The sequence below is a fragment of the Paenibacillus apii genome, from assembly GCF_011043685.1.
GTDB lineage: Bacteria > Bacillota > Bacilli > Paenibacillales > Paenibacillaceae > Paenibacillus_AQ > Paenibacillus_AQ sabinae.
Window position 1 is genome coordinate 41,843 of record NZ_JAAKGU010000009.1, and the last position, 23,939, is coordinate 65,781.

The window sequence follows — 23,939 nt, forward strand, 5'->3', positions numbered from 1 at the left end:
GTTGATCCTGTTTCAATTACCTGGGTCGCCGCGGTGGGAATCACTTTGGCGGTGGGAGCAGTGGTCTTATCTCATAGATATGTCAGTTCTCCTTCCAGCCAAGTGCCGGGTCGAGAATCTATTATAGAAGCGTAAGAACCGAAGATCGAAATAGAGGTTTGACCGTAGCGTTCGAACAGTATTATGACAACCCCTTCCGACAATTGACCGGAAGGGGTTTTTCTGCCTCAATTCGAAGCGGCGCGCAGCGTACTGCGAAATTGTTTTATATCACTAATTGGGGGAAGGCCGAACATTCTGGCGTATTCCCGGCTAAACTGAGAGGGACTTTCATATCCGACTAAAAATGCCGCATTTGCGGCTTCCGTCACCCCGGAGAACAGTATCCGTCGAGCCTCTTGCAGACGGATTTTTTTCTGAAATTGTAATGGACTCATTGCCGTTACCTCTTTGAAATGATAATGCAACGAGGAGGTGCTCATGTTCACAGCGGCGGCAAGTGTTTCCACTCGCAGCGGCTTGGCAAAATCCCGTTCAATCATTTCAATAACTTTAGCAATGCAATCCGCGTGACTACCCGTCATGGCAAATTGTTTGATCGAATGACCTTGTTCCCCCAAAAGAATTCGGTAAAGAATTTCTCGGATGATCATTGGCGCAAGCACGGGAATGTCTTGTGGCGTGTCTAATAGGTTAACGAGTCTGACAGTTGCTTCGAGAAGAGATGTGGTTGTTTGGCTGACATAAAGAGCCCGTTTCGTACTTGATGGAACGTTCTGCGATATATCAACTTCCCGGATCAAGTCGATAATTTGACTCGAATCGAAATCCAGTCGCAGGCACAGGTAAGGGCATTCCGGCGTAGCTTGGATCACCTGTCCGGAAACGGGCAATTGCACCGAAGCGACTAGATAACAGGATGGATCGTACACATAACTCTCTTTGCCCAGTATAACGAGCTTTGTTCCTTGAGCGACGATGCATAACGAAGGCTCATAGAGGGTATGAATCGGATCAGTTTCGTTGGATGCCCTAATGAAATGCAGCGAGGGAATATTCGTAGAGAAAGTTCCGTCTATCCCAGTATATCGTTCGATTTGCGCCGCCAGTTCCTGTTGCAGCGTTACTTCCTTCTCGTCCAACCTCATATCTCCAACCTCCATAAATCATATGGTCATTTAATTTTATTGAAAAATGGAGAATTAGGCAAGAATCCGCCTGATTCCGGCTACCGGCTATTCTTTCATTTACTTCATAATGAAGAAGACCCCAAAAGAAATAGAGCCAAGGAGGACGTGAAATGGTACAAAACCAACAACATGAATCATCACCCGTATGTTGGCATGTGGGTAAGGCGACCATATCGAGTATGTGGATGATACCGAGTCCACCGCCGACGGCGATTTTCGGGACGGGATCCTCTACCATGCCAGGATGATTCTTTATCGAGAAGAATGATATGTGTGTGGGATAGAAAAAGGATGCCGTACTCGGTCGTCTGGGTGAAATTTCGAGAAAGTGAGCTGATTGTTAATGAAAGAACTCCCACTATCCAAAGCATACCAATTCATTGAACCAGGCCCGGTCGTATTGGTAGCAACCTCCGACCACGGCCAGCCCAACCTGATGGCAATGAGCTATCACATGGTGATAGCAGATGGCGACAAGCCGCTTATCGGCTGCATGCTCGGTCCATGGGATCAAAGCTTCAAAACTCTGCTCAGTACAGGGGAATGTGTGCTTGCCGTTCCAACGGTAGATCTTGCTTCTAAGGTTGTTGGAATCGGCAACTGTTCCGGTACAGACACAGACAAGTTTAAAAGCTTCGGTCTGACATCGGTAACTGCCGAAAAAGTAAATGCTCCGCTTGTCGCTGAGTGCCTGGTGAACCTGGAATGCCGTATCGCCGACGATGGTTTGATTGACAAATACAATCTCATCATTCTGGAAGTGGTGAAAGCCTGGATTAATCCGGATCGAGAGGAATGCCGGCTAATCCATCACAACGGAAACGGAACCTTTACGGTTGACGGCGAGACCATGGATCTCAGAGATAAAATGGTGAGATGGTCATCCTATGTCCAGCGTTGACAGAAAGAAAAACTCATAAATCTGAAAAGGAGATGTTACCATGTTTAATTTTGATTTTTACAATCCAACACGCATTTTATTTGGTAAGGACAGACTTAGCAGCATTGATCAGCTTGTTCCAGCCGATGCAAATGTTCTAATCACCTATGGAGGTGAAAGTGCCAAAAAATACGGTACTATCGATAAGGTGAGAAGCGCACTGGGTAACAGAAAAATTCATGAATTTGGCGGAATAGAACCAAATCCTCATTATGAGACCTTGATAAAAGCCGCAGAAATGGTGCGCCGTGAACATATTGATTTTTTGCTTGCCATCGGCGGCGGTTCTGTCATTGACGGAACTAAATTCATTTCGCTTGCTGCCTCCTATGATGGGGATGCGCTCGATCTTCTGCAATACGGTTTTTCGCCCATTGGCTTGGATATCATAGGACACGCGGTTCCTTTCGGTACCGTGCTGACTTTACCTGCCACCGGTTCAGAAATGAACAGCGGTGGTGTAATCAGCTATGGACAAGGGAAATACCCCGTTTTCAGTGAATTAGCATTTCCTACATTTTCAATATTAGACCCGACTCTTACTTATACGCTGCCCAAAAATCAAGTGGCCAACGGAGTGATTGACGCATTCGTGCACACAACGGAGCAATATCTCACGTATCCCGTAGAAGGAAGAATACAGGATCGCATATCAGAGGGCATTCTGCAAACATTGATTGAAATAGGTGAAACTACAATCGCCGAACCGGAAAATTACGATGCACGCGCAAACCTGGTCTGGAGTGCTACACTGGCGCTGAACGGATTAATCTGTGCAGGAGTCCCGCAGGACTGGGCGGCCCACATGATCGGACATGAACTTACCGCCTTATACGGCATTGACCATGGACGAACATTGGCTGTTATACTGCCTCCGTTACTGGAGGTTCGCCGCGAGAAAAAGCGCGCGAAACTTTTGCAGTATGCCGAACGAGTCTGGCACATAACGGAAGGAAGCGAAGATGACCGGATAAATTCAGCCATACAAAAAACGAGGGAATTCTTTGAAAGTCTAGGGGCAAAGACACGACTGTCCGACTATAACATTGGTGCGGATAAAATACCGGTTATCATCGAACAGTTAAAGACTCATGGGATGACAGCACTTTCGGAAACTCATGATCTTACATTGGACATTAGCCAAGAGATTCTGGAAAGAGCATTATAAATTCCTTTATATCATTTAAAATTTCCTCACCTGATTAAAACCAAGGCATGCTGTGGATTAGAATTTCAGGTATACCTAGCATTTTGCTCTCACTCGTTACTGGAAATAATCAAACGCTTCGGTGGGAAAAGCGTTCTATTCAGGATCTCAAGTTGTCTTCGCGGTACTGAGTGTAATCATGCTTTTGAGTGCAATGCTTTGAAACCTCCCAAATCAATCTGAACTGTGGATGAATGGCTTTACCCATTCGAAAAATAACACGTTTGAAGGAGAAAAAAGACATGTCCAATATTAAAGGGAAAGTTATCGTAATTACGGGTGCAAGCAGTGGAATCGGGGAGGCAACGGCACGTCTACTTGCTCAAAATGGCGCTAATGTCGTAATAGGAGCTAGACGTACGGAGAGATTAGCAACTCTTGCAGCAGCAATTCGTTCAGAAGGAGGATCAGTTGAGTACCAGACCTTGGATGTGACGAATCAGAAACAGGTCCAAACATTCATTGATTTTGCACATAAAATATTTGGCCGTGTCGATGTCATTTTGAATAACGCTGGCGTAATGCCTCTTTCACCGTTGGAAGCGTTGAAGATTGATGAATGGAATCGTATGATTGACGTTAACATTCGTGGTGTTCTTCACGGCATCGCCGCAGGCCTTCCGCTTATGAAAAAGCAAGGATTTGGTCAATTTATTAATATTGCCTCTATAGGTGCATACACCGTATCTCCAACTGCAGCAGTTTATTGTGCAACTAAGTTTGCCGTTAGAGCCATCACTGAAGGATTACGGCAAGAGGTAGGCGGTGATATCCGCGTGACACTTGTATCGCCGGGAGTTACGGAATCAGAGCTAGCTGAGAGTATCTCTGATGAAAAAGGCCGGGAGGAAATGAAGGAGTTTCGTCGAATCTCCATTTCACCAAACGCTATTGCGCGGGCAATCATGTATGCCATCGAGCAGCCTGCTGAAGTAGACGTTAGTGAGATTATTGTACGTCCTACAGCTAGTCTACACTAATGCTGCTTCACAAATAATAGAGATGTCTGCTCGCGCGGCTGCATATGCATGCTGGGCAGCATTCGGATCAGTCTGAAGCATGGGAGCGGGAATGGCTCCATAAAAAAATAGAGACCGGAAGAGCGGTAGGAAAGATTGTTCTGGAGAATTTCTGATCTAATCCATTCACGATAAAAATGACCGAGCAAGTAGATGCTTGTTCGGTCATTTTCAGGGGGTGTCCCAAGTCAATTTAGACTATTGGGACAGCCCCATTACAAGATTATAACGTTTACCAAGGAGTGTCAGAAGCTTTAAGTACAACTGTTCCTTTTGGTACAGCTGTTCCACCGTAAACAGTCACTGTGTATGTACCTGAAGGAACAAGTGGATTACTATCATTATTTATGTAGTTTCTTCCTATTCCATCTGCTGCAATGGTTTCATTAAAGATAACTGTACCCTTAGTATTATGCTTTACTTCAACTCTAAAAGAATTTGACCCTGTATTTTTTAAATACATGTTAATATTTGGATATCCAATCTGTACTGTCCATGAAGTATGTGGGTCTGCAACAGTATTATTTGTTAAATCCCAATTTAGTACACTTTGTTGGATTGCAAAAGGAGTAATATTAATGACCTTATCTCCTTCTTTGGATGCTGTATTGTCATTTGCCGAAACAGCACTAGCAACTCCAGTAATAAGTGAAATAGATAATGCACCAGCACCAATAATCCTCATAAATTTGTTTGTCATTCTCTTAACTTCCTCTCCATATAATTTTTGAATACGCTGTTATCATAACATACATAAAATGACAAGGTATATAATTCCAAAATAACCAATACTACGACATTTAATTACATTACTTCCCATACACTAAGGCCTAACTTCCCTTTCACTTTTTCGAAAAATTTCTCTTGTAAAACGAGACTCTTACATTGTTCGACAAGATCCTTCTCACAAGTTCACGCTCAGTGAATAGCTTGTTTTGAAGTTCTTCACCGTGAAGGTCTGGAACGAGCTATATTTTTGCTATTTCCCCCTATGTCTCTATAATTATTTACCTGTATTTTCCGTACAAAAGTAGGTAATCTACCAAAAAAACGCAGAATTGTTGGTTTCAACTCTGCGTTTTGGGTTATTCGGTCATCTTTTTTTCAACTTTTCGAGCTAGTTTTAATGCACCTTGATCGATATATTTCATATAATAATACGATAAAATAAATAAGGGCACCATGGAAACCAAAAACGTAATTGCATAGGCACGATTATAACTAAAATAATGAATTACTTTACTAAACAGGAACGCGGAGAACGTATTTAGGATAGTGAAATGAATGAGGTAAAGGGAAAATGAAATCTGTCCTAAATAAACAAACGGTTTCCATCCAAACACATATTGCAGCAATTTTGAACGAAGCAGAGCAAACAAAATCATAGCAGCACCTAGGGTTCGTGCAAGAAGCCGTGGGTCGATGTCAAAATTTTTTGTCCACACTTCTATAGGTTCGTACATAGTCCCCATTAATGAAGTATAAGGCGCCGAACCTAAGTAAATCCCCATTAAAAGCACAAGTACTTTCATTAGTATACTTTGGACCCATTTGTGCTTGAGCAAATCGGCAAGCAGCATTCCCCACAAAAAAGCGACAAAATAGGTTTGAATAAAAGCAAAGGATAAGACCATATACACAATCCATCTTTTCTTTACTCGTCCAAATAAAGCAAGAAAACCAAAAATCAAAAAAGAACCCAATAGCTCATAGCTCATTGTCCAAAGAACCGGATTGTATGGATGTGCTTTAAAACGGAAAAACGGATCAAAAATAGCAGCCTTGATAACGGTATATATATTTGTATCTAAAGCGTAGTAGTTCTTTTTCATATCCGTCCATGTTGTTCCCCATATATCTTGGAGATAAAAGGCATTCGTAATAATAGCTAGATACACAAGCAATACGGATACCGCTGCCGGCACGGCAAGCCGAATGTACCTTCGCAGGGCGCTGGAATGCAACAATTTTAGAAAGGTCTCATTATCGAGCTCATTTTCAAACATTTTGACACTGAGCACATATCCACTTAGCACAAAGAACAAACAAACGGCAAATTGTCCATTATAAAATAAATTAATCGGAGAATGTCCGTACCAGATATCCCATTTAAAATGAGCTTGTTGTTGTCTTCCATTTAACGCAGCTGGATAAAATACTTGAATGTAGTGCGAAATAACCACGGCAAATGCCGCGAGGCCCCTAACGCCATCTAAATAGAATAGCTTTTTTTCAAATGTCTCTTTATTCATTTTTTCCCTCTTCTTCCATTAATGAGGATATTATAACATGCAACGCTGTAGATTAAATGTACATCGCGAACCATTTTTTATTTGAGAATAACGAGAACTTGAAATAGACGTAGCACATACGCCTTATTGTATGCCATCAAAGCCGAACATGAAGAAGATGGCAATCCACCTGGATCGCCTGGAAAAGCGGGGGTGATCCCCTCTTTTTTAGGTCTTTGAGCACATTACGAATGAAAAAAGAGAAACCCAATGTCTCAAAGACATGGGTTTCTCGACAATCTGAAAATGACCGAGCAAGTAGATGCTTGTTCGGTCATTTTGTTGAGGAGTTATTATACATTCAACTGAGGCGCCATACTCTTTTCGGGAGAAACTTGTTTCAGTTTTATCGAAGTTAATATCATACCGGCAATCGTAAGGAGTCCCCCGACAATTTGTGAAATCACCAGACCCTGACCCAAGATAACCGAAATTATAGCTGTAAAGACAGGCAACAAATTCATGGTTATGCCAGCTTTACCCGCTCCTAACATCTTAATGCCTTGATTCCAAAAGATAAACGAGCCGACTGCCGGGAACACACCCAAATAAACAATCCCCATAATACCGAAAGAAGTTACTTCCTTATACTGAAGTGGTTGCATGAATAAAAAAGGAATCAACAGAATAGTACCAACAATCGCTATCATCGCTACCAATGTAATGGGCGGAATGCCCTTTGCTTTTTTTACAACCAATGAATAGGCTGTCCAGCATAACACGGCCAAAAACATGAGTGCATCGCCCTTGTTATAGTGGGTGAAGAACAATTGAAGCAGGTTTCCTTTAGTCAAAACAATCAGGACACCAATAAATGAAGTGATTAATCCAATGAACTGAAAGGTACTTACTTTTTCCCTTAGGAATATCAACGAAAAGAGCATAATCAAGGCTGGAGTGAGAGTGTTAATTAAAGCGCCATTCGCTGCAGATGTGAATTGTAGTGAAGCATACATGAGATAGCTATAGACGACAATGGCTAAAACAGCTAACGAAATGATAATCCCCCGGTTTTTTTTCCATATTTGAAGCCACGAAGGTTTCTCCACAATTTGGGCAATGGGAATAAGTAGAATCAATGCAACAACCCATCTTAGAAAAGCTGTCCACACTGCAGGAAATTCATTTGAGCTGAATTTTCCGAAAATCATATTACCAGACCAAAATAGATTGGCTAATATTAATAGAATCCAAGCCTTATATTTCACAATAGTTCCCCCTTTATTCAAATCGGATTGGCCTTGCTTGAGTGATTTTCCGCTTGCCATAAGCAGATGATACAACAGGTTTTATCATAAGTAAAATGAATATATACGATATACATCATAACAAAATTGTTATGCAAAAACATGATTGCAGCTGATCGAATTATGCTTACAGATGATTTTAGCCAATAATGAAAAAAGGACCAGACAAGTTGATACTTGTTCGGTCCTAAACAATCAAAAAAAGCCTCCAGACTACCCAAATCCGGAGGAAAAGAAAAGGTTATGAAGAAAAGTACAAAATAATAGTAGCATAGCCGATGAAAATAATCCGCGAAACTACCATTATTCTGGAAGTGTAAGTGATGGATATGTTGGGAATAAGTTCTCCCCTAGTAGTATGTATGTTTTTTAATTTCCGAAATCAAATCCTTACAATCTTCCAAGTCTTTGTGAATCGTATGTTCTTCATTTACTTCTACAGTAATTAGTTTCTCATCTTGACCGGCATTGACTAAAATATTTCCATCTTAATCGATTACTCTGCTATCTCCTCTAAAGGTGATGGACTCATTATTATGATACTCTGTGCTTATACTATTGGCTAAAATCAGATACACTTTGTTCTCTATCGCCCGGATTCTCATGATATCAAGGGTTCTTTCCTGACAGGTTAATGCGGAATGACAAATGATTTGCGCCCCTTTTAGCATTAATTCTCTTGCGCTTTCCGGGAACCATCCTTCGAAACAGATCACAATTCCTACCTTGCATCCATTGATATCAAAGACTTCCGAGCTTGTTCCACAAGAAAAAACTTTGGATTCATGATCCGTAAGATGCCGTTTTCTTTGCTTTCCCATATAACCTGATGGCCCTACTACGATTGCGGTAATATAAAGATGGCCGTTGTCCTGTTCTGCAATGGCTCCAACGAAATGACAGTTTGCATTTTTAGCAATTTCACTAAGCCTTCTTGTTGTATACCCGTTAGGAATTTCTTCTGCGATCTCCATCAGTTCGCTTGCCGAATCAAAAAAATAACCTGTTGAAAACAGCTCAGGCAGAACTACCAAATCAACCGAATCCACCGACTGATTGATTAGCTTCTCAATGGTGTTTAAGTTTTTTATTTTATCCTTTTTTTCTACATTCATTTGTAAAGAACCAATGATCATTTCAGTCCCCTCCCGAACACTGTGTGACCGTCTCCTTCATAATACCATAAGATCCTTTTAGTGGGAGACCGCCTTAATCATTCGTTAATAACTGGCTGATACGATAATGAAAAAGAGAGGAAGAATTGGAACCTTTTAAATTATTGGGGACAATTGCGGTCGTATGCGGAGCGGTCAGTTTTTCCTGGATGGGTTTCAAGAAGAAGCTCAAGTCCACCTCCCTTCCGGTACGAAAGCTGGGCAAGCTTCTGCACCGTGTACACCAGTTCAAGGGCTGGACCGCACTGGTCCTCATTTTGGTGCATGGCGCTTATTATCTGATCACGAAACTTCATGACGACAAAATATTTACCGGACTAGCCGCGTTTTTGATCCTTTTGGCGTTAGCCGGGTACGGGTGGCTGATCAAGCGGGTGCGAAATAAATGGATGCGTAAAGTGCATTTTTTTCTTAGTCTCATATGGATTCCACTGCTGCTTCTCCACGCGGGCGGATCGGCTATCGTCACAGGAGTTATTACGGCCGTTGTCTGGGCAGGAGCTGCGCTTCTGGAAAGAAGGACCGAGCCGAAAGCCGCTTAGCATCCACTATCGCGTTATCCCGTCTACCCTGTTCCATCGACCGCCTTTGGGCGGTTTTCTTTTTTTATGAAACCAAATTGGGCTTCCGCACATATGCTAATCCTGACGATTACAAAATCATTGGGAGGTCCTGAATATTATGTATTGGGTAAACCCGTATTGGAGCAGAGCCGCTTTTCAGCCCGTTTGGGCCACCTCTACCCCGCAAGCCCTGGATATGATCAAAGAAGCGGTTCAGGGAGAACGAAATGACGAGCTCTTCTATGACGAACTGATCAAGCTCGCCCCAAACTCCGAGCAAGCTGCGATCATTGCTTCCATCCGCGACGATGAACGGGAGCATAACCGTATGTTTCGGGGGATCTACAAAGAGTTGACGGGGCAGGACATACGGGGGATCAGCAATGAGCAGTACCAGCGAGTAGAATCCTATACTACCGGCATACAGCGGGCGCTGCAGGGAGAATTGTCGGCCGTCGAAAAATATCGAAAAATATGGTTTGGCCTTCCCGTCGGCATCTACCGGGATACGGTGGGCGGCATTATCCTGGATGAGTTAAAGCATGCAAGCAAGTATAATTATCTGTTTACGCTTAACCGGTAAAATATGGAGTGTCGGGCTGCGCCGGGAGAGGCCCGGCAGGGCGCGAAAGAGATCGCTAAAATTGCAATTCAAGGACCCCGAGCAGGAGAATCCGTTTATCTGTGTTATTTCTTGGTTTTACGTTTAGGTTTCGTTAGATCAAAACTGTGCTTTACCATATCATGAAGATCATCTTCCGGAAGTCCTTCATCTAAAATGACCGTATTCCAATGCTCTTTATTCATATGATATCCCGGCTTGACTTCCTTAAATGCTTGCCGAAGGAAATCAGATCGTTCAGGATCACATTTAAGGTTAACGCAAAGATGTTCATCTCGATTAAATATCAAGGCAAATAACTTCTTGTTTTCTCTATGGCGTATGGCCGTCCATCCTTCTCCGAAGGGTTGATCTTCAAACGAGCCAGGATAAGACAAACAGTATTCTACGATTTCCTCTATTTTCATTCTGATCTACTCCTGTCCGTGCTGTCATTCATGGTTCTTGTTTCGCGCATACCTTCAACGCCGGAATCGCAAGCTTTATGTACCAACATGCCACGGAGCCTCCTTTCATGCAGGATTTTTCCATTATAGCACATATGTTCGCTTCGGAGCAAAAAAAACTACCGGCCAAAGAGCGCATAAACGGCGCTCCGTTTCCCCACTTCAGGGGACGGAGCGCCGTCTGCTTTACTTATAGGGAAAAGGAAGCCGGTTGTCCCGGAGACAACGAGACTCGAAGCCCCATGTGCAGCAGCTCCAGCGCGTCGCCTTCCAGCAGCGTGTAAAGGGTGCTCTCCCGCCCGATGCTCACCTCCAACAGGCAGCCGCGGAACGCGATTCGGAACCGGCAGCTCTCCCACTGACCCGGCAGGCGCGGCTGAAAGGACAGAACTCCATCCCGGAGCCGCATGCCACCGAAGCCGTTGATGATTGACATCCACGAGCCGGCCATCGCCGCCGTGTGCAGGCCGTCCTTGGCGTTCCGGTTGATGTCGTCAAGATCCATTCGCACTGTCCGGTCAAAATAGGCGTAAGCGCCCTCCAGATCGCCGATCTCCGCCGACATGATGCTGTGGATGCAGGGCGACAGCGAGGAATCATGGGTCGTGAGCGGCTCATAATACTGGTAATTCCGTATTTTCTCCTCCAGCGTGAACTGCTCGCCGAGCAGGAACAGGGCCAGCACGACATCCGCCTGCTTCAGCACCTGATGGCGATAGATGACGAGCGGATGAAAATGCAGCAGCAGCGGGTACTTGTCTTCCGGCGTCTGCTCGAAATTCCATTTCTCCTTCGACAGGAATGTATCGTCCTGGGCGATGATGCCAAGCCGTTCATCCAAAGGCACGAACATGAGGGCCGCCGCCTTGCGCCAGAGACGCACTTCTTCCTCCGTCAGCCCGATGGCCCGGACCAGCCTTTCGTAGTGCTCCGGATATGAGCTGCGGAGCAGGTCGGCCGTGCCGGCAGCGTACTCCAACTGGCTGCGCACCATCAGATTGGTGTAGGCGTTGTTGTTAACAATCGCCGTGTACTCGTCCGGTCCCGTCACCGCGTCGATGCAGAACGCCCCGTCGCGCGCCGGATTGAAATGACCGAGGTCGACCCAGAACCGGGACGTCTCGAACAGGATTTCCGCACCCTGGCTGACGAGAAAATCGGTATCTCCCGTCGCCAGGACATACTGCCGGATGGCGTACGCGATGTCCGCGTTGATGTGGGCCTGCGCCGTACCTGCCGGGAAATAGGACGAGTTCTCCTCTCCGTCGATAGTCCGCCACGGGTAGAGTGCGCCCTTCTGCGACATGATCGCCGCGCGCTCACGGGCCTTGCCGAGCGTATGGTAACGAAATTCCAGCAGCGATCGTGCGATGTCCGGCCGGGTAAATGTAAAGAAAGGCAGCATATACATTTCCGTATCCCAGAAATAATGGCCTTCGTAGCCTTCGCCGGTCAGGCCCTTGGCCCCGATGTTGGTCGCACCGTCCCTGCCTACGGATTGCAGCAGCTGGAACGCATTGAAGCGGATGCCCTGTTGGAGTGCGGGATCGCCGGCGATCTCGACATCGGCCCGCTTCCAGAATTCGTCCAGGTAGGCTTCCTGCTCCGCCAGCAGCTGCCTGAAGCCGGCATGCGCCGCGCTGCGCAGCAGCTCTCCGGTCCGAGACATCAGCTCCTCCTCCGGATAGTCTTTGGAGGTATGGTAGCAGATGTACTTCGTCAGGGCTGCCGTCTCCCCGCTGCACAGCGGCACGGAGAATTCCTCCGTCAGCCGCTGGTCCGCCGCCTTCCGGTTCGTCCCGCAGCCGGCCGGGGTCTCCAGAGCATGGCTCATCGCCGTCAGCAGCACGAACCGGGTATGCCGGGTCCGCTGGCGCATCCATGAGAACGCGCCGCCGTGCTCCATGCCCTCCGGAAGCAGGCTCGGCAGCTCGCTTCCCGCCCCGAGCCGCGGGTCGTCGGTCGCCGGCGGCCGGGCGATGGCGCCTTCCATGGCCGAGGCGAATGTAATCGCGCCGTCGAAATTGAGCGCTGTCGCCTCGTAATGGATGGCGGCCAAGTGTTTGTTCCCAAACGACGCCAGGCGGGTGATGATGAGGGACACGCGGTGCCCGCCGGGCGATTCCCAGTCCACCTCGCGGCGCAGCACCCCCTTGCGCATGTCGAGCGTCCGCTTGTAGCGATGCACGGTGCCGGCATTCAGGTGAAAGGCGTGGCCTTCGACGGACAGGCCGATGATTTTGGCGTCGGTGACATTAAGCATGGCCTGGTTCCGCACCGCGTAACCGTATGCGCCTTCGGGATAGATAATCGGTTCAGCGTCGTAGAAGCCGTTCAGGTAATTGCCGTTAACCGACGTTCCTTCAGTGCCGTGGTAGCCCTCCTCAAAATTGCCCCGCATGCCGATATAGCCGTTGCCGACGGCAAACAAGCTTTCGCTCCGCTGGTTCTCGCCGTCGGCGAAACTCTCTTCTTCCAGGCTCCATTCCCTGTACGGATATAGCGGCTCGGGATGGACGTAAGGTTTCATCTTCATGGATACTCCGCACTCCTTTGTACGGCGGTCTGTCTCCGCCTGGATTACCTATCGAACGGACGGGCCGTAAGCCCGGAGCGGACCTTGCTCGCAATAGGGACGTACACAAGGCGTCAGCCTTTGACCGAGCCGCCCATCAAACCTCTGACGAAATACTTTTGCAGCAGGAAAAAGATAGCGAGCGGCATCAGCATCGAGATAAAGGCCGCCGAGGTCAGCAGATGCCAGTCGTTGCCTCGCGAACCGACCAGATCGGCGATCTTCATCGACATGACCTGCACATTCGGCTGGTTGCCTATGAAGATCAGCGACACCAGATAGTCGTTCCAGACCCACAGGAACTGGAAGATGCCGATCGAAGCAAGCGCAGGTACCGACAGGGGCAGGATCAGCCGGCTGAAGATCGTGAAATGGCTCGCCCCGTCAATGAACGCCGACTCAAACAGATCTTTCGGAAGCTGGCTGATGAAGTTGTACATGAAATACGTTACCAGCGGCAGGCCAAATGCCGAATGCACCAGCCAGATGCCGAGATAGCTGCCGTTCAGCCCGAGGGCCGTGTAATCCTTAAGCACGGGAATGAGCGCGACCTGAAGCGGAATCACCAGCAGCGCGATGATGGTCACGAACATCGTCTTGCGTCCCGGAAAACGCAGCCAGGCAAAAGCGTACGCCGCGAAGGATGCGATCAGAATCGGAATAATCGTCGCCGGTACCGCGATGGTCAGCGTGTTCCAGAACGCCTGGGAGAGACCGCTTCCCTTCTGCACCGTCTCGCTGCCGTCGGCTTTTTTCAGCTTATACTCCTTGCCGGACAGCACGTTCTTGTAATTATCCGTCGTCAGGTTGGGCTTCGTCACCCAGCCTTCCGTCTGCACACTGATCATGCGCGCTCTGCGGTTCTCCCACATGAGCCGTTTGCCGCCTTCAACCACGCCCGCTTTGAGCTGCGCGTCCGTGTAGGTCTTGCCGTTCACTTCAATCGGTCCCCGCAGATCTACATCCTTGGACAGCCGGATCACATCATCCGAAGCCTTCCATTCCTGGTGCGGGAACACCTTCCACCAGCCGGTCTGCAGAATGTCCGCGGCAGGGCGGAACGAGGAGATGAACAAGCCTAGCGTCGGAACCAGCCAGATGAAACAGATAATCCCAAGCACGAGATTGACGACCGTCTTGTTGCCTTTTCTTTTCTTGGAGCCCACCATTTAGAATCCCCCCTGCTTGCGGAACTGGCGCAGATTGACGATGATGACGGGCAGCACCGCGATCAGCAGCACGATGGCCAGCGTCGAGCCATAACCGAAGTTGCGGTACATGAAGAACTGCCGGTAGAACTGCGTCGCGACAACCTCTGTATCGTATTGACCGCCAGTCATGACCATGACGACGTCAAATATTTTCAGCGTGAAGACAATAATAGTCGTAGTGACCGTCAGAATCGTAGTCGAAATGAACGGAATGATGATACGGAAAAAGATACGGATCTCGCCGGAGCCGTCCACGCGCGCCGCTTCCAGAATATCGTCGGGCACTCCCTTGATCGCCGCCGAGAAGATGACCATGGCGAACCCGGTTTGCATCCAAATCAGAATGAGAATGAGGAAAAAGTTGTTCCAAGGCTGAATCATGCTGGTCCAGGCCTGCGGCTCTCCGCCGAAGTACGTCACGATGGCGTTAAGCAGACCAATCTGCTCGTCGCCCGGCTGATAATAGTAGACAAATTTCCAGATTACGCCCGCCGCCACGAACGATATGGCCATCGGCATGAAGATGATGGACTTGGCGATTCTCTCATAGCTGCTGCGGTCCGCCAGAATGGCAATCAGCAGGCCGAAGGCGACGCAGGCCAGCGTGCCGACGAACACCCACAGCAGATTGTTGCGCAGCGCCGTGCCCAGCAGCCGGTCACTGAAGATGGCCGCATAGTTAGCCAGCCCGGTGAACTTGTCGGATGACGCATTGAAGAAGCTGAGATACAGCGTCCGCAGCGCCGGCAGCACCAGAAGCCAGCCCAGCAGGAGTACCGCCGGTCCCACGAAGATGAACGGGAGGATCCTGCCGCGAATCTTGTCGGGATACTGCTCGGCCGCAAAGGTAAGCGAATAATAAATCAGATAGACGCCCAAGACGCCCCACAGCACGGCAAGCACCGCTGTCAGCAGCGGATTCAGCGTCGAATCCCGGAAAAACAGGAAAATCAGGCCGTTGACCAAAATATTGGCGAGCAGTATGCCCAAGGAGATCAACACGGCTCTCAGACGGATTCCCGGTTTGGCTTGTGTCCCCATATGCGCTCCTCCTAAATGTTGTACTTACCATGACAAAAGGGGGCAGAGCCTTTCCTGCCCGCTGCCCCCTTTTGGTGTTCTCGCTTACGGCACGCTCCGCCTGCCCCGGTCAGCTTTAACCTGATTCACCCCTGAACCGCGGACTTCAGTTGTTCCAGCCTTTCTGGATCTGCTCCAGCGCCTGTTCGAGCGTAGCGGTGCCGCTGACATAGTCGGTCATGCCCTTCCAGAAGCTGCCCGCACCCACTTTGCCCGGCATCAGGTCGGAGCCGTCAAAGCGCAGCGTCGACGCATCCTGCACGAGCTTTGCCATCCGGCGGTCAGATTCCGACTGATACCAGTCGAGGGGAGCGTCGTTCATCGGCGCGACCACGCCGCCCGACTGCACCCAGCTCTTGATCGATTCGCCTGTGGTGAAGAATTCGATGACAGCCCGCACTTCAGGACGGTCGTTGAACATTGCGTAGATGTCTCCGGCTACCAGCACCGGCTTGCCGTACTGTTCGTCGATCGGCGGCAGGTAGAACCAGTCGTAGTCCTGGTCGACCTTAACGTTTTCCGGGAAGAAGCTTGTGATGAAGTTGCCCATCAGGTTGAACCAGGCCTTCGGCGGGTTCTCGAACATCGGCTTCGGAGCGTCTCCGAAGGCCGTCGTGACAATCGACTTCGTGCCGCCATAGACATAATCTTTGTTCATCCAGATCTTCGACATAATCTCGACCGCGTTCTTCACTTCAGGCGACGTGAACGGCAGCTCGCCCTTTACCCACTTATCGTAGTTCTCCGGTGTCGTCGTCCGCAGCATGATGTTCTCGATCCAGTCTGTCGCCGGCCAGCCCGTGGCAGCGCCGCTCTCGATGCCGATCGCCCAGGCCGGGTCGCCGTCCTTGGCAATCTGTTCGGTAAGCGCCATCATTTCATCCCAGGTCTGGGGAACCTGGTATCCCGCTTCCTCGAACTGCTTCTTCGGGTACCAGACGAGGCTCTTCACGTTGCTGCGGTTCCAGATGCCGGCCATGATCTTGCCGCTTCCGCTGTCCATCGTCGCCATGTCCAGCCAGCTCTTGTTGTAGTTGGATTTCAGCTTCTCAGGGTCAAGCACCGTGTTCAGATCGATCACCTTGCCGGTCTTCGCGATGGCTGCCAGAAGACCCGGCTGCGGGAAATCGGCGATGTCCGGCGCGTTGCCGCCATCCACACGAACGTTAATAGTGGCCTCGAATTCCTTGGAGCCTTCGTACTGGATGTCGATGCCCGTCTTCTCTTCGAAATCCTTGATACTCGTCTCGAATTTCACCTGGTCAGCGTCAACAAACGGGCCGAACATGGTAACCTTGGTCCCTTTGTATTCGCCGTTCAGCGCCTTCTGCAGCGGTGTGTCGGCCGCGCTTGCGGTCGCGGCCGCAGTGGCTTTCGCCTGATCGCCGGACGTGGCCGCCGGGGCCTGGCTTGGCGAAGCGTTGTTGCCGCCACTGCCGCAGGCGGTAACGAGCATGGAGAATGACAGACCGAGTACAGCGAGAGTAGACAGCTTGCGTCCCGTCTTCTTGTTCATCTTCTCATACATCCCCTTTTAATTGATTTTGAGGCCGACCTTCCGATAAGCGGGATCACCTCCTTGAAAGGGTTTTCAAAATGTCATTCGTGCCAGCCCGCTTCGCCAGAGTCTTTCCATTCGTCTCTGAAAAGGTTTTCAAAGACACAAGGTGAAACCCGTCGGCTTCACTTTTCCCGGGACGATTCCCGCACGATCAGTTTGTGCTGCATCTTCTCCCGGAGAACCTCCACACTTCCGGTCGCCAGCAGCTCATGCAGCTTCTCCGCTGCCCGGTATCCGAGCTGATAGATCGGCTGGGCGATCGTCGTCAGCTTCGGAATAAACATGCTCGCCATCCGCAAATTGTCGAATCCGATGACCGATACCTGTCCCGGCACCAGCACATTCCGGTCCTTCAGGTAGGAAATCGTCCCCATCGCGAACTCGTCGGCCACGCAGAACACGGCGGTTAGTCCGGGATGGTCGGTGAACAATTCATGAGCCGCCTGGTAAGCGTCTTCAAAACGGTGGTTCGCATATTTCACTCTGTTTACGTTGTGGCCGAGGCCCGATTCCGTGACCGCTCTGACAAAGCCGTCATACCGCGGCGGTCCCGACATGGAATCGCTGTGGCCGAACCCGATCATCCCGATTTCCCGGTGTCCGAGTTCAATCAGGAACTTTACCGCGTCGTAGGCGGCCGCCTCATCGTCCACCTCAATGCTCGGAATCTCGTATTCGTCGGAGTGGGAGGATAGCAGGACAAACGGAATCCGGCATCCGACCAGTTTCTCGTAATACTCGGGGTGCAGCTTGTCGCTGGCGAACACGATGCCGTCGACCTGCTTTTCGCGGAACGTATCCATGTAAGACAGCAGACGCTCTTTGTCGCGGTCCGTGTTGCAGATCATGAGGCTGTACCCAAGCTTGATGCAGGCATCCTGCATGCCCCGGATGATCCCCGCGAAATACAGGTTCTCAATGTCGGGAATAAGGAGCCCCAGCGTGAACGATTTCTTGTAGATCAGCCCGCGCGCAAACGCGTTCGGCTGATACTGCAATTGTTGAATCGCCTCCAGAACACGGTCCCTTTTGCTGGCTACGACGGTTTCGGGAGCGTTCATCACGCGGGATACGGTACTAATGGATACTCCGGCCAATCGGGCCACATCTCGGATCGTTGCTTTCATATTCAGGTCTTCTTTCTTCTTGCTTTCGTTCGTCTGACGGGATTCTTGGAAACCTTTTCAACTGCATTATAACAAGGGGTATGGCAAATGGCAATCAAAATTTAAGCGCTTACATTATGATTCCTCTTCTTATGCATGCACAGTAACCCCATGAAAATATAAGGGCAATTCTAAATGCTATGGTGACTGAGCTGCGCAGGCTGTTATGAGATTTCCCCAACCTCTTGCATCCAGGCCAATACCGTTTGAACAAACAGCACGGCTGCTGGCGATGCTATTTCCTGCGACCTGACAGCGAGTCCGATCTGTAACATTTGTGGAGGATTGAGCGGAAGCGCAACGACTCCCTCCAGCTTTTTAGGTAGCATCATACGCGGCAACAGTGTAATACCAAGTCCTTCACGAACCATCGCTAGGAGCGTTGCGCTATCGTTGGCATGATAGCGAGTAAGCGGCTTGAACTGCTTTAGCTCAAGACCAGCCAGTTCCATTAACTGACTCGAGCAGCCGTCTTTGGCCATAATAAATCCTTCTTCACACAGTTCCTGGGGGGACACTTCCGTCTGAGCGTGAAGTCGATGCCTGGATGGAACGAGTACGCACAACTCATCCGTCGTAATATACGTGCTCTCAACATCTTTTGCGGGGTGCAGCACGAACCCGACATCAATGATGCTGCACGTAATCCAATCGTTAATTTCTTGAATCGTGCCTTCAAACAGAACCACTTCGATATCAGGATATTTCTTCTGAAATCGAGCCAACACACCGGCAAGTAAGCCTGGGCTAAAGGAGAGAATACCGCCCAGTCGAAGTTTCCCCTTTGCCAAGCCGCGCGCTGACTTTGCTTCTTGTTCAATGGCCTCTGCTTGCGCCAAAAGCTCACGAACGTGTGGGATAATTTTTTGTCCAGCGTCAGTAAGTGCTGCAACGCCTTTGCGGTTACGCTCAAGGAGGGTTACTCCCACTTCATTTTCAAGGGCTGCCAAGGCATGACTCACCGCCGATTGCGTCAAACCAACCGCATAGGCAGCTTCAGTAAAGCTCCCCAATTCGGCGAGGGCGACGAAACATTGAAGTTGTGATAATTTCATATGAATCCCCTTCATATAATTATGACAAATATGATTTGTGCTCATTTTAACAAATCAATTATACTCTTCACAAGAGACGCCGGTAAACAGCTTGCCTGCTCGGACATCAGCCGTTTTGCTCAAAAAAACGATCATTTTTTCCAAAGGAGAGGCTTCAATATGAAGGATATCTATCAACCAATTTTCGAACCGCTTGTCCTGCCGAATAGTATTAAATTAAAAAACCGGATCGTCATGGCCCCCATGACTCATGGCGCTTCAAATACTGACGGCTCCATAACAGATACAGAACTCAAATATTATGCGCGACGCGCTAATGGTGTAAGCATGGTCATAACGGCTGGCACCTGGGTAATGTCCAATGGCGGGTTGTCAGGATCAGCCGCTGTTGATCGGGACGACATGATCCCAGGCTTAAACACACTCGCTTCTGTTATTAAGGAGCACGGAGCCAAAGCTGTTCTACAGATTTTTCATGGAGGCCGCAAAGCCGCCCCTGTAGATGGAAACACAGTATGTGTGAGTGCTTTGCCCGAAGATAAAGAAGCAGACCTGGTACCTTATGAATTGACTGAAGCCGAGATTATTCAGATCATTCATGCGTTTGGTGAAGCTACCAGACGTGCAATCGAAGCTGGATTCGATGGGGTTGAAATCCATGGCGCAAACGGATGTCTCCTTCAGCAATTTTTTTCGCCTTATACCAACAGACGCACTGACCGCTTCGTAGGAAGCTTTGAAAAACGATTAACCTTTCCATTGCAGCTAATCGAAGAAATACAGCGGGTCGCTCGTCAGCATGCCAAGGATCCATTTATTATCGGTTATCGTATTTCCCCCGAGGAGCCAGAAACGCCAGGAATTACAATGGCCGACACGCTTGAATTTATAGAGATTCTTGTATCTAAAGGGCTTGATTATCTGCATATTTCGTTGAATGATTTTTGGTCTGTTCCACGTCGAGGTATCGATGATTCCCGCTCTCGCTTGGAAATTATTCAAGAACGAGTCGGCCATAAGGTTCCTGTTATCGGTGTTGGAAACATCCGTACTCCTCAAAATGCCGTTAAAGCGTTGCAATCAGGCGTTCCAATTATTGCATTAGGACGAGAGATCATTATGGAACCGGACTGGATCGAGAAGATTGCGCAAGGAGTTGAAGGAGAAATTAAAACAACCCTGTCCGTTAAAGACCAGGAAAAGCTGATTATACCCGACTCGCTTTGGAAATTTATTATAGATATCCCAGATTGGTTTCCACTTGAGCGTGATGATGGCTCTATCATTTGAAAGATTGGACTAGCGTTTCCCGTTTGTCAATAATCGCACTAAGAAGTCCACATCCGGCAACCCGTACTCTTCCTTCTCAACTTCCTCCAAAATAAGACAATTGATGATGTAAAAGTACCAGGCCAACAGCTTCCGTGGATCTCCCGAGGAGAATTCTCCAGCATGCTGCCCTTGAGCAAAGATTGGAATCAGCCTGTCAATTACAACATCTACTGAATGTTGTTCTAGAATCCGGGCCGCCGCCTCTGGAATTTCATCCGTCTTGCGTGCCCTTAGAATGAACATAAATGCATATTTACTGCTCTCGTCCAGCATGCCTTGGGTTAACGTTTTGATTTGTTCAAAGGGAGAGCCGGACAAATATTGAAGGTTCTCGGTTTCCTTCTTCGCTTCTTCCATTAACTCCTGAACGAGCGTGGTGAATAGCTCTTCTTTGGATTTGAAATACCGGAAAATAAGGCCTTCGCTGATACCGGCTTCCGCAGCGATCATACTCGTTTTCGTTCCCGAGTATCCGCGCCGGGCAAATAGTTTAAGCGCCGCTTGCTTAATCTGTTCTCTACGCTCGTCGCGGATCAGATTCAGCTGGTGTTTATTTAATGGGGACAATGAGCCTCAATCTCCAATCTTATTAAGGAATTATCCTCATAGTACCACGAAATCTCTAAATTCAACCCATCTGCAATTCGTTCTCTGTTCCTTCCGCCAGAGGACGTACCCGCTTCATAAGTTCCTCCAAGAATTGCTCCGGCCGGGCAAAACACGCTAGGTGGCCGGCATTCCGAATCCGAACATATTCTTTGAAAGGAGCTTCAATCTTGTCGAAGTATGCTTGTGCCGTTGCAGTTGGCGTTATGATATCTTGATCGCCATGCATAATAAAGAAAGGCAATTCAAAGCACAGTCCAACCTTGTCGAAGTCAAAAGCCACTAACTCTTCAAACAAGTGGCCAAGGGTGTAATTCATCCCTTTAAAAATATGGATGAGATCACTGAACTTGTGTTCAGGGGAAGAGAGCATAGACGGCAGCATCAGGTCCATAATCATATTTGGCACATCGTTGATCACTTTAACCAGATACTGATTCCTCAGTTCGAAATCTTTGCGGCTCCATCGCGTGGGATCCGGCCCCATTTTCTCAACCAAATGAACTCCCTTCGCATTGCCTGCATTGCGGAAAGCACCTAGCGTCACTTTGTACGTTTGATGCTGAGGATCCGGAGCATTTTGATCTGTACCGACATAAGCATAAAACAGGTCGGGACGCTGTTTAGCCATCATAATTCCAATCAGACTGCCTGCTGAACTGCCGATGAGAATCACTTTCTGATGCCGGAGTTTGTTGCACAGATATTCCGCCAACTCGATGCCGTCTTGTGCAAGGCGGTCGAAGGTGATCGTACCGCTTCCGTCTTTTCCGTTCCTGGTGAACGTTTTGCCAGCGCCTCGCTGATCCCATTGAACGATTGTGAAATGTTTCTCCCACGAACGCAATAACGGGCTGAAAATGGAGTACGGGGAAGCTGGTCCGCCATGGATGAACAATAGAACGGGATTATGGTAATCCTCTCCCCGTATGGTTACCCATTGGTCGATATCGCCGATTTTAACGTAACGGCTTTCAACGATACGATTCGGCGTATGAATCTGAAGCAGCCTTGTGTTTTTACGCCGATTACGTTTTCGCAATAATAAATCCGGCAGGATGTTCTTTTTACTCATCTTTTGCATCTCCTTTGAAAACGAATGTCGAATTAATAATGAGTGAGTTACTCACTCATTATTAGAGTATACTTTTTCCCGCTTATTGTCAATCGCATGAATTAGCCCTACTAAGCGCCCGGTACGAAGAAGTCCGTTTGCGAAAACTTTATTCATCTCATGATTATTTCGATGTAGCAGAGCCATCAGGCTAATGAGTCAGTACCACTTTATCATTAAAATAGAGCCATTATGTTATTATACAGAGCCAGGCGGGGATTAAGCTAACAGACAGTTTACCGTAAGGGTATATCTTCCAATTGTTAAAAGACTCCGCTATAATAGGAACATACATTCCATTCTCTGGGGGATTATAACTATGAAAACCGTAGAGGAAATAATTCATGTAATTCAAGAAGACCTTTGGATGGATACTACGATTATACGAGGAGGAATATTATGGAGAGTTCAGTCGTAAAGAGCAATATATTATTAAACTCAAGAAAAAACACTCTTGATAATAAAGGGGTTTTAGAACAAAATAAAAAGTTTTGGGATAATACTGCTGACAAATGGGTCGGTGTAACTGCACTCCCGACACTCGGATGCTTGATACCAACCGAAGAAGATTTACATTTGTTTGGTGATGTGTCTGGTAAAAAAGTTCTTGAAATTGGTTGTGGAAGTGGGCACTCTCTTAAATATCTTGGTGACCATAATGCATCAGAACTATGGGGACTTGATATGTCAACACAGCAAATTGAAAATACAAGCCGTTATTTAAAAGATTGTGGATATGAAGCACGTTTATTTAACAGTCCCATGGAGGAGAATACAGGTTTACCAAAGGGTTATTTTGATATTGTTTATTCAATATATGCAATCGGCTGGACTACCGATTTACAAAAAACATTTAATTTAATCGCATCCTATTTAAAAAGCGGTGGTATTTTTATCTTTAGCTGGGATCACCCTGTTATGAGATGTATGGAAATTGAAGAAAATAATCTTGTAGTTAAAAGCTCTTATTATGATGAAAATCTTTTTACGTTTGAAAAATACGGCTTTGATGTTTCACTCAGCAAAAGGAAAATTTCAACGTACATTAACGCTTTATCTAAAGCTGGATTTTTTATTGAGGAAATGATAGAAGAAACTGATAAACAAACCCTTGAAAGTGAGAGTAAAGTTGAACAGAAATATCATTCTGCTTTCAATGCGAAAATGTTTCCCCTGTCCTTCGTTTTTAAAGCAAGAAAACTTTAATCGGTAATTAATGCATAATTTGCGGTTATATAATCTGTTGAATATCGCTTGAGGTATCTATGTACTGCATTTTCTTAGGGGTGGTTTGTTTGCCCCTTCGCTTCGCCGTTTTGTCTTTTGCATTTCGGCTTCTTCGCTAAGTTGCGGCTTCGTTCTCTCAAGGTTTTGCAACTTCCTTCGAGTTTTGCCGTTTGCTCACTTGAGGTTGCACTGGCGAAGCCTTAAACAAAGGGAGAGTTAATCGAACGGTTGGAAGAAGGCAACATTCCCCTTCACCCATGCTGTATCCGTGTCGAATTTAACTCCAAATCTCATCTATCATTTCTGAGCAAA

At 47.8% G+C, this 23,939-nt stretch carries 21 protein-coding genes and 1 pseudogene; 8 read left to right on the forward strand and 14 right to left on the reverse strand.

Annotated elements, in window-relative coordinates; genetic code table 11:
* Positions 1-227 precede the first annotated feature (227 nt).
* On the reverse strand, positions 228-1,148 hold the full coding sequence (locus G5B47_RS17950) for an AraC family transcriptional regulator (RefSeq protein ID WP_124695375.1): 921 nt from the start codon (positions 1,146-1,148) through the stop codon (positions 228-230).
* Positions 1,149-1,353: 205 nt separating this feature from the next.
* Here G5B47_RS17950 and G5B47_RS17955 point away from each other — a divergent pair.
* The 4 genes and pseudogenes from G5B47_RS17955 to G5B47_RS17970 form a co-directional block, all read left to right on the forward strand.
* A pseudogene (locus G5B47_RS17955) lies at positions 1,354-1,458 on the forward strand (Atu4866 domain-containing protein); the annotation flags it as partial.
* A 75-nt stretch (positions 1,459-1,533) separates the two neighbouring features.
* Positions 1,534-2,091 carry a flavin reductase family protein gene (locus G5B47_RS17960; protein WP_165100887.1) on the forward strand — a complete coding sequence of 186 codons (558 nt, stop codon included), beginning with the start codon at positions 1,534-1,536 and terminating at the stop codon, positions 2,089-2,091.
* Between the two features lie 40 nt (positions 2,092-2,131).
* Positions 2,132-3,298: an iron-containing alcohol dehydrogenase gene (locus tag G5B47_RS17965; protein ID WP_165100890.1), complete on the forward strand. Its 1,167-nt coding sequence runs from the start codon at positions 2,132-2,134 to the stop codon at positions 3,296-3,298.
* A gap of 281 nt (positions 3,299-3,579) precedes the next feature.
* The gene (locus tag G5B47_RS17970; RefSeq protein WP_165100893.1) at positions 3,580-4,317 is read left to right on the forward strand and encodes an SDR family oxidoreductase; all 738 of its coding nucleotides are present in this window, start codon (positions 3,580-3,582) and stop codon (positions 4,315-4,317) included.
* Between the two features lie 271 nt (positions 4,318-4,588).
* Here the strand turns inward: G5B47_RS17970 and G5B47_RS17975 are convergent, their stop codons facing one another.
* From G5B47_RS17975 to G5B47_RS17990, 4 genes are all read right to left on the reverse strand, one after another.
* Positions 4,589-5,056, reverse strand: a complete 468-nt coding sequence (locus G5B47_RS17975) for a hypothetical protein (RefSeq protein WP_165100896.1) — start codon at positions 5,054-5,056, stop codon at positions 4,589-4,591.
* Positions 5,057-5,441: 385 nt separating this feature from the next.
* The gene (locus tag G5B47_RS17980) at positions 5,442-6,608 is read right to left on the reverse strand and encodes an acyltransferase family protein (RefSeq protein ID WP_165100898.1); all 1,167 of its coding nucleotides are present in this window, start codon (positions 6,606-6,608) and stop codon (positions 5,442-5,444) included.
* A gap of 332 nt (positions 6,609-6,940) precedes the next feature.
* The gene (locus G5B47_RS17985) at positions 6,941-7,855 is read right to left on the reverse strand and encodes a DMT family transporter (RefSeq protein ID WP_165100901.1); all 915 of its coding nucleotides are present in this window, start codon (positions 7,853-7,855) and stop codon (positions 6,941-6,943) included.
* A 527-nt stretch (positions 7,856-8,382) separates the two neighbouring features.
* A complete protein-coding gene (locus G5B47_RS17990; RefSeq protein ID WP_165100904.1) occupies positions 8,383-9,030 on the reverse strand; it encodes a nitrilase-related carbon-nitrogen hydrolase in 648 nt (215 codons plus the stop codon).
* 125 nt (positions 9,031-9,155) lie between these two features.
* Here G5B47_RS17990 and G5B47_RS17995 point away from each other — a divergent pair, with 125 nt between their 5' ends.
* Both G5B47_RS17995 and G5B47_RS18000 read left to right on the forward strand, forming a co-directional pair.
* Positions 9,156-9,611, forward strand: a complete 456-nt coding sequence (locus G5B47_RS17995) for a hypothetical protein (RefSeq protein ID WP_165100906.1) — start codon at positions 9,156-9,158, stop codon at positions 9,609-9,611.
* 139 nt (positions 9,612-9,750) lie between these two features.
* On the forward strand, positions 9,751-10,215 hold the full coding sequence (locus G5B47_RS18000) for a ferritin family protein (RefSeq protein WP_165100909.1): 465 nt from the start codon (positions 9,751-9,753) through the stop codon (positions 10,213-10,215).
* A 104-nt stretch (positions 10,216-10,319) separates the two neighbouring features.
* On the opposite strand, the gene G5B47_RS18005 is transcribed toward G5B47_RS18000, so the two are convergent.
* The 7 genes from G5B47_RS18005 to G5B47_RS18035 form a co-directional block, all read right to left on the reverse strand.
* Complete coding sequence (locus G5B47_RS18005; RefSeq protein WP_165100912.1) at positions 10,320-10,661, reverse strand: MmcQ/YjbR family DNA-binding protein; 342 nt, start codon at positions 10,659-10,661, stop codon at positions 10,320-10,322.
* 229 nt (positions 10,662-10,890) lie between these two features.
* Positions 10,891-13,236 carry a glycoside hydrolase family 65 protein gene (locus G5B47_RS18010; RefSeq protein ID WP_206107427.1) on the reverse strand — a complete coding sequence of 782 codons (2,346 nt, stop codon included), beginning with the start codon at positions 13,234-13,236 and terminating at the stop codon, positions 10,891-10,893.
* 113 nt (positions 13,237-13,349) lie between these two features.
* Positions 13,350-14,444: a carbohydrate ABC transporter permease gene (locus tag G5B47_RS18015; protein ID WP_025333044.1), complete on the reverse strand. Its 1,095-nt coding sequence runs from the start codon at positions 14,442-14,444 to the stop codon at positions 13,350-13,352.
* The gene (locus G5B47_RS18020; RefSeq protein WP_165100915.1) at positions 14,445-15,527 is read right to left on the reverse strand and encodes a carbohydrate ABC transporter permease; all 1,083 of its coding nucleotides are present in this window, start codon (positions 15,525-15,527) and stop codon (positions 14,445-14,447) included.
* 145 nt (positions 15,528-15,672) lie between these two features.
* Positions 15,673-17,082 carry an ABC transporter substrate-binding protein gene (locus tag G5B47_RS18025; protein ID WP_165100918.1) on the reverse strand — a complete coding sequence of 470 codons (1,410 nt, stop codon included), beginning with the start codon at positions 17,080-17,082 and terminating at the stop codon, positions 15,673-15,675.
* Positions 17,083-17,249: 167 nt separating this feature from the next.
* The gene (locus G5B47_RS18030) at positions 17,250-18,254 is read right to left on the reverse strand and encodes a LacI family DNA-binding transcriptional regulator (protein ID WP_165100920.1); all 1,005 of its coding nucleotides are present in this window, start codon (positions 18,252-18,254) and stop codon (positions 17,250-17,252) included.
* Positions 18,255-18,457: 203 nt separating this feature from the next.
* Entirely contained in the window at positions 18,458-19,348 is an 891-nt protein-coding gene (locus G5B47_RS18035) for a LysR family transcriptional regulator (protein ID WP_165100923.1), read from the reverse strand.
* 159 nt (positions 19,349-19,507) lie between these two features.
* On the opposite strand from G5B47_RS18035, the gene G5B47_RS18040 reads away from it, so the two are divergent.
* Positions 19,508-20,638 (forward strand): NADH-dependent flavin oxidoreductase, encoded by a 1,131-nt coding sequence (locus G5B47_RS18040; protein WP_165100926.1) that lies wholly within the window; start codon positions 19,508-19,510, stop codon positions 20,636-20,638.
* Positions 20,639-20,647: 9 nt separating this feature from the next.
* Here G5B47_RS18040 and G5B47_RS18045 read toward each other — a convergent pair whose 3' ends face one another.
* Positions 20,648-21,247 (reverse strand): TetR/AcrR family transcriptional regulator, encoded by a 600-nt coding sequence (locus G5B47_RS18045; RefSeq protein ID WP_165100929.1) that lies wholly within the window; start codon positions 21,245-21,247, stop codon positions 20,648-20,650.
* 61 nt (positions 21,248-21,308) lie between these two features.
* Positions 21,309-22,361 (reverse strand): alpha/beta fold hydrolase, encoded by a 1,053-nt coding sequence (locus G5B47_RS18050; protein ID WP_165100932.1) that lies wholly within the window; start codon positions 22,359-22,361, stop codon positions 21,309-21,311.
* Between the two features lie 438 nt (positions 22,362-22,799).
* Between G5B47_RS18050 and G5B47_RS18055 the strand changes: the two genes are divergently transcribed.
* Positions 22,800-23,606, forward strand: coding sequence for a class I SAM-dependent methyltransferase (locus G5B47_RS18055; protein ID WP_165100935.1), 807 nt, complete (start codon positions 22,800-22,802; stop codon positions 23,604-23,606).
* The last annotated feature ends 333 nt before the right edge of the window (positions 23,607-23,939 follow it).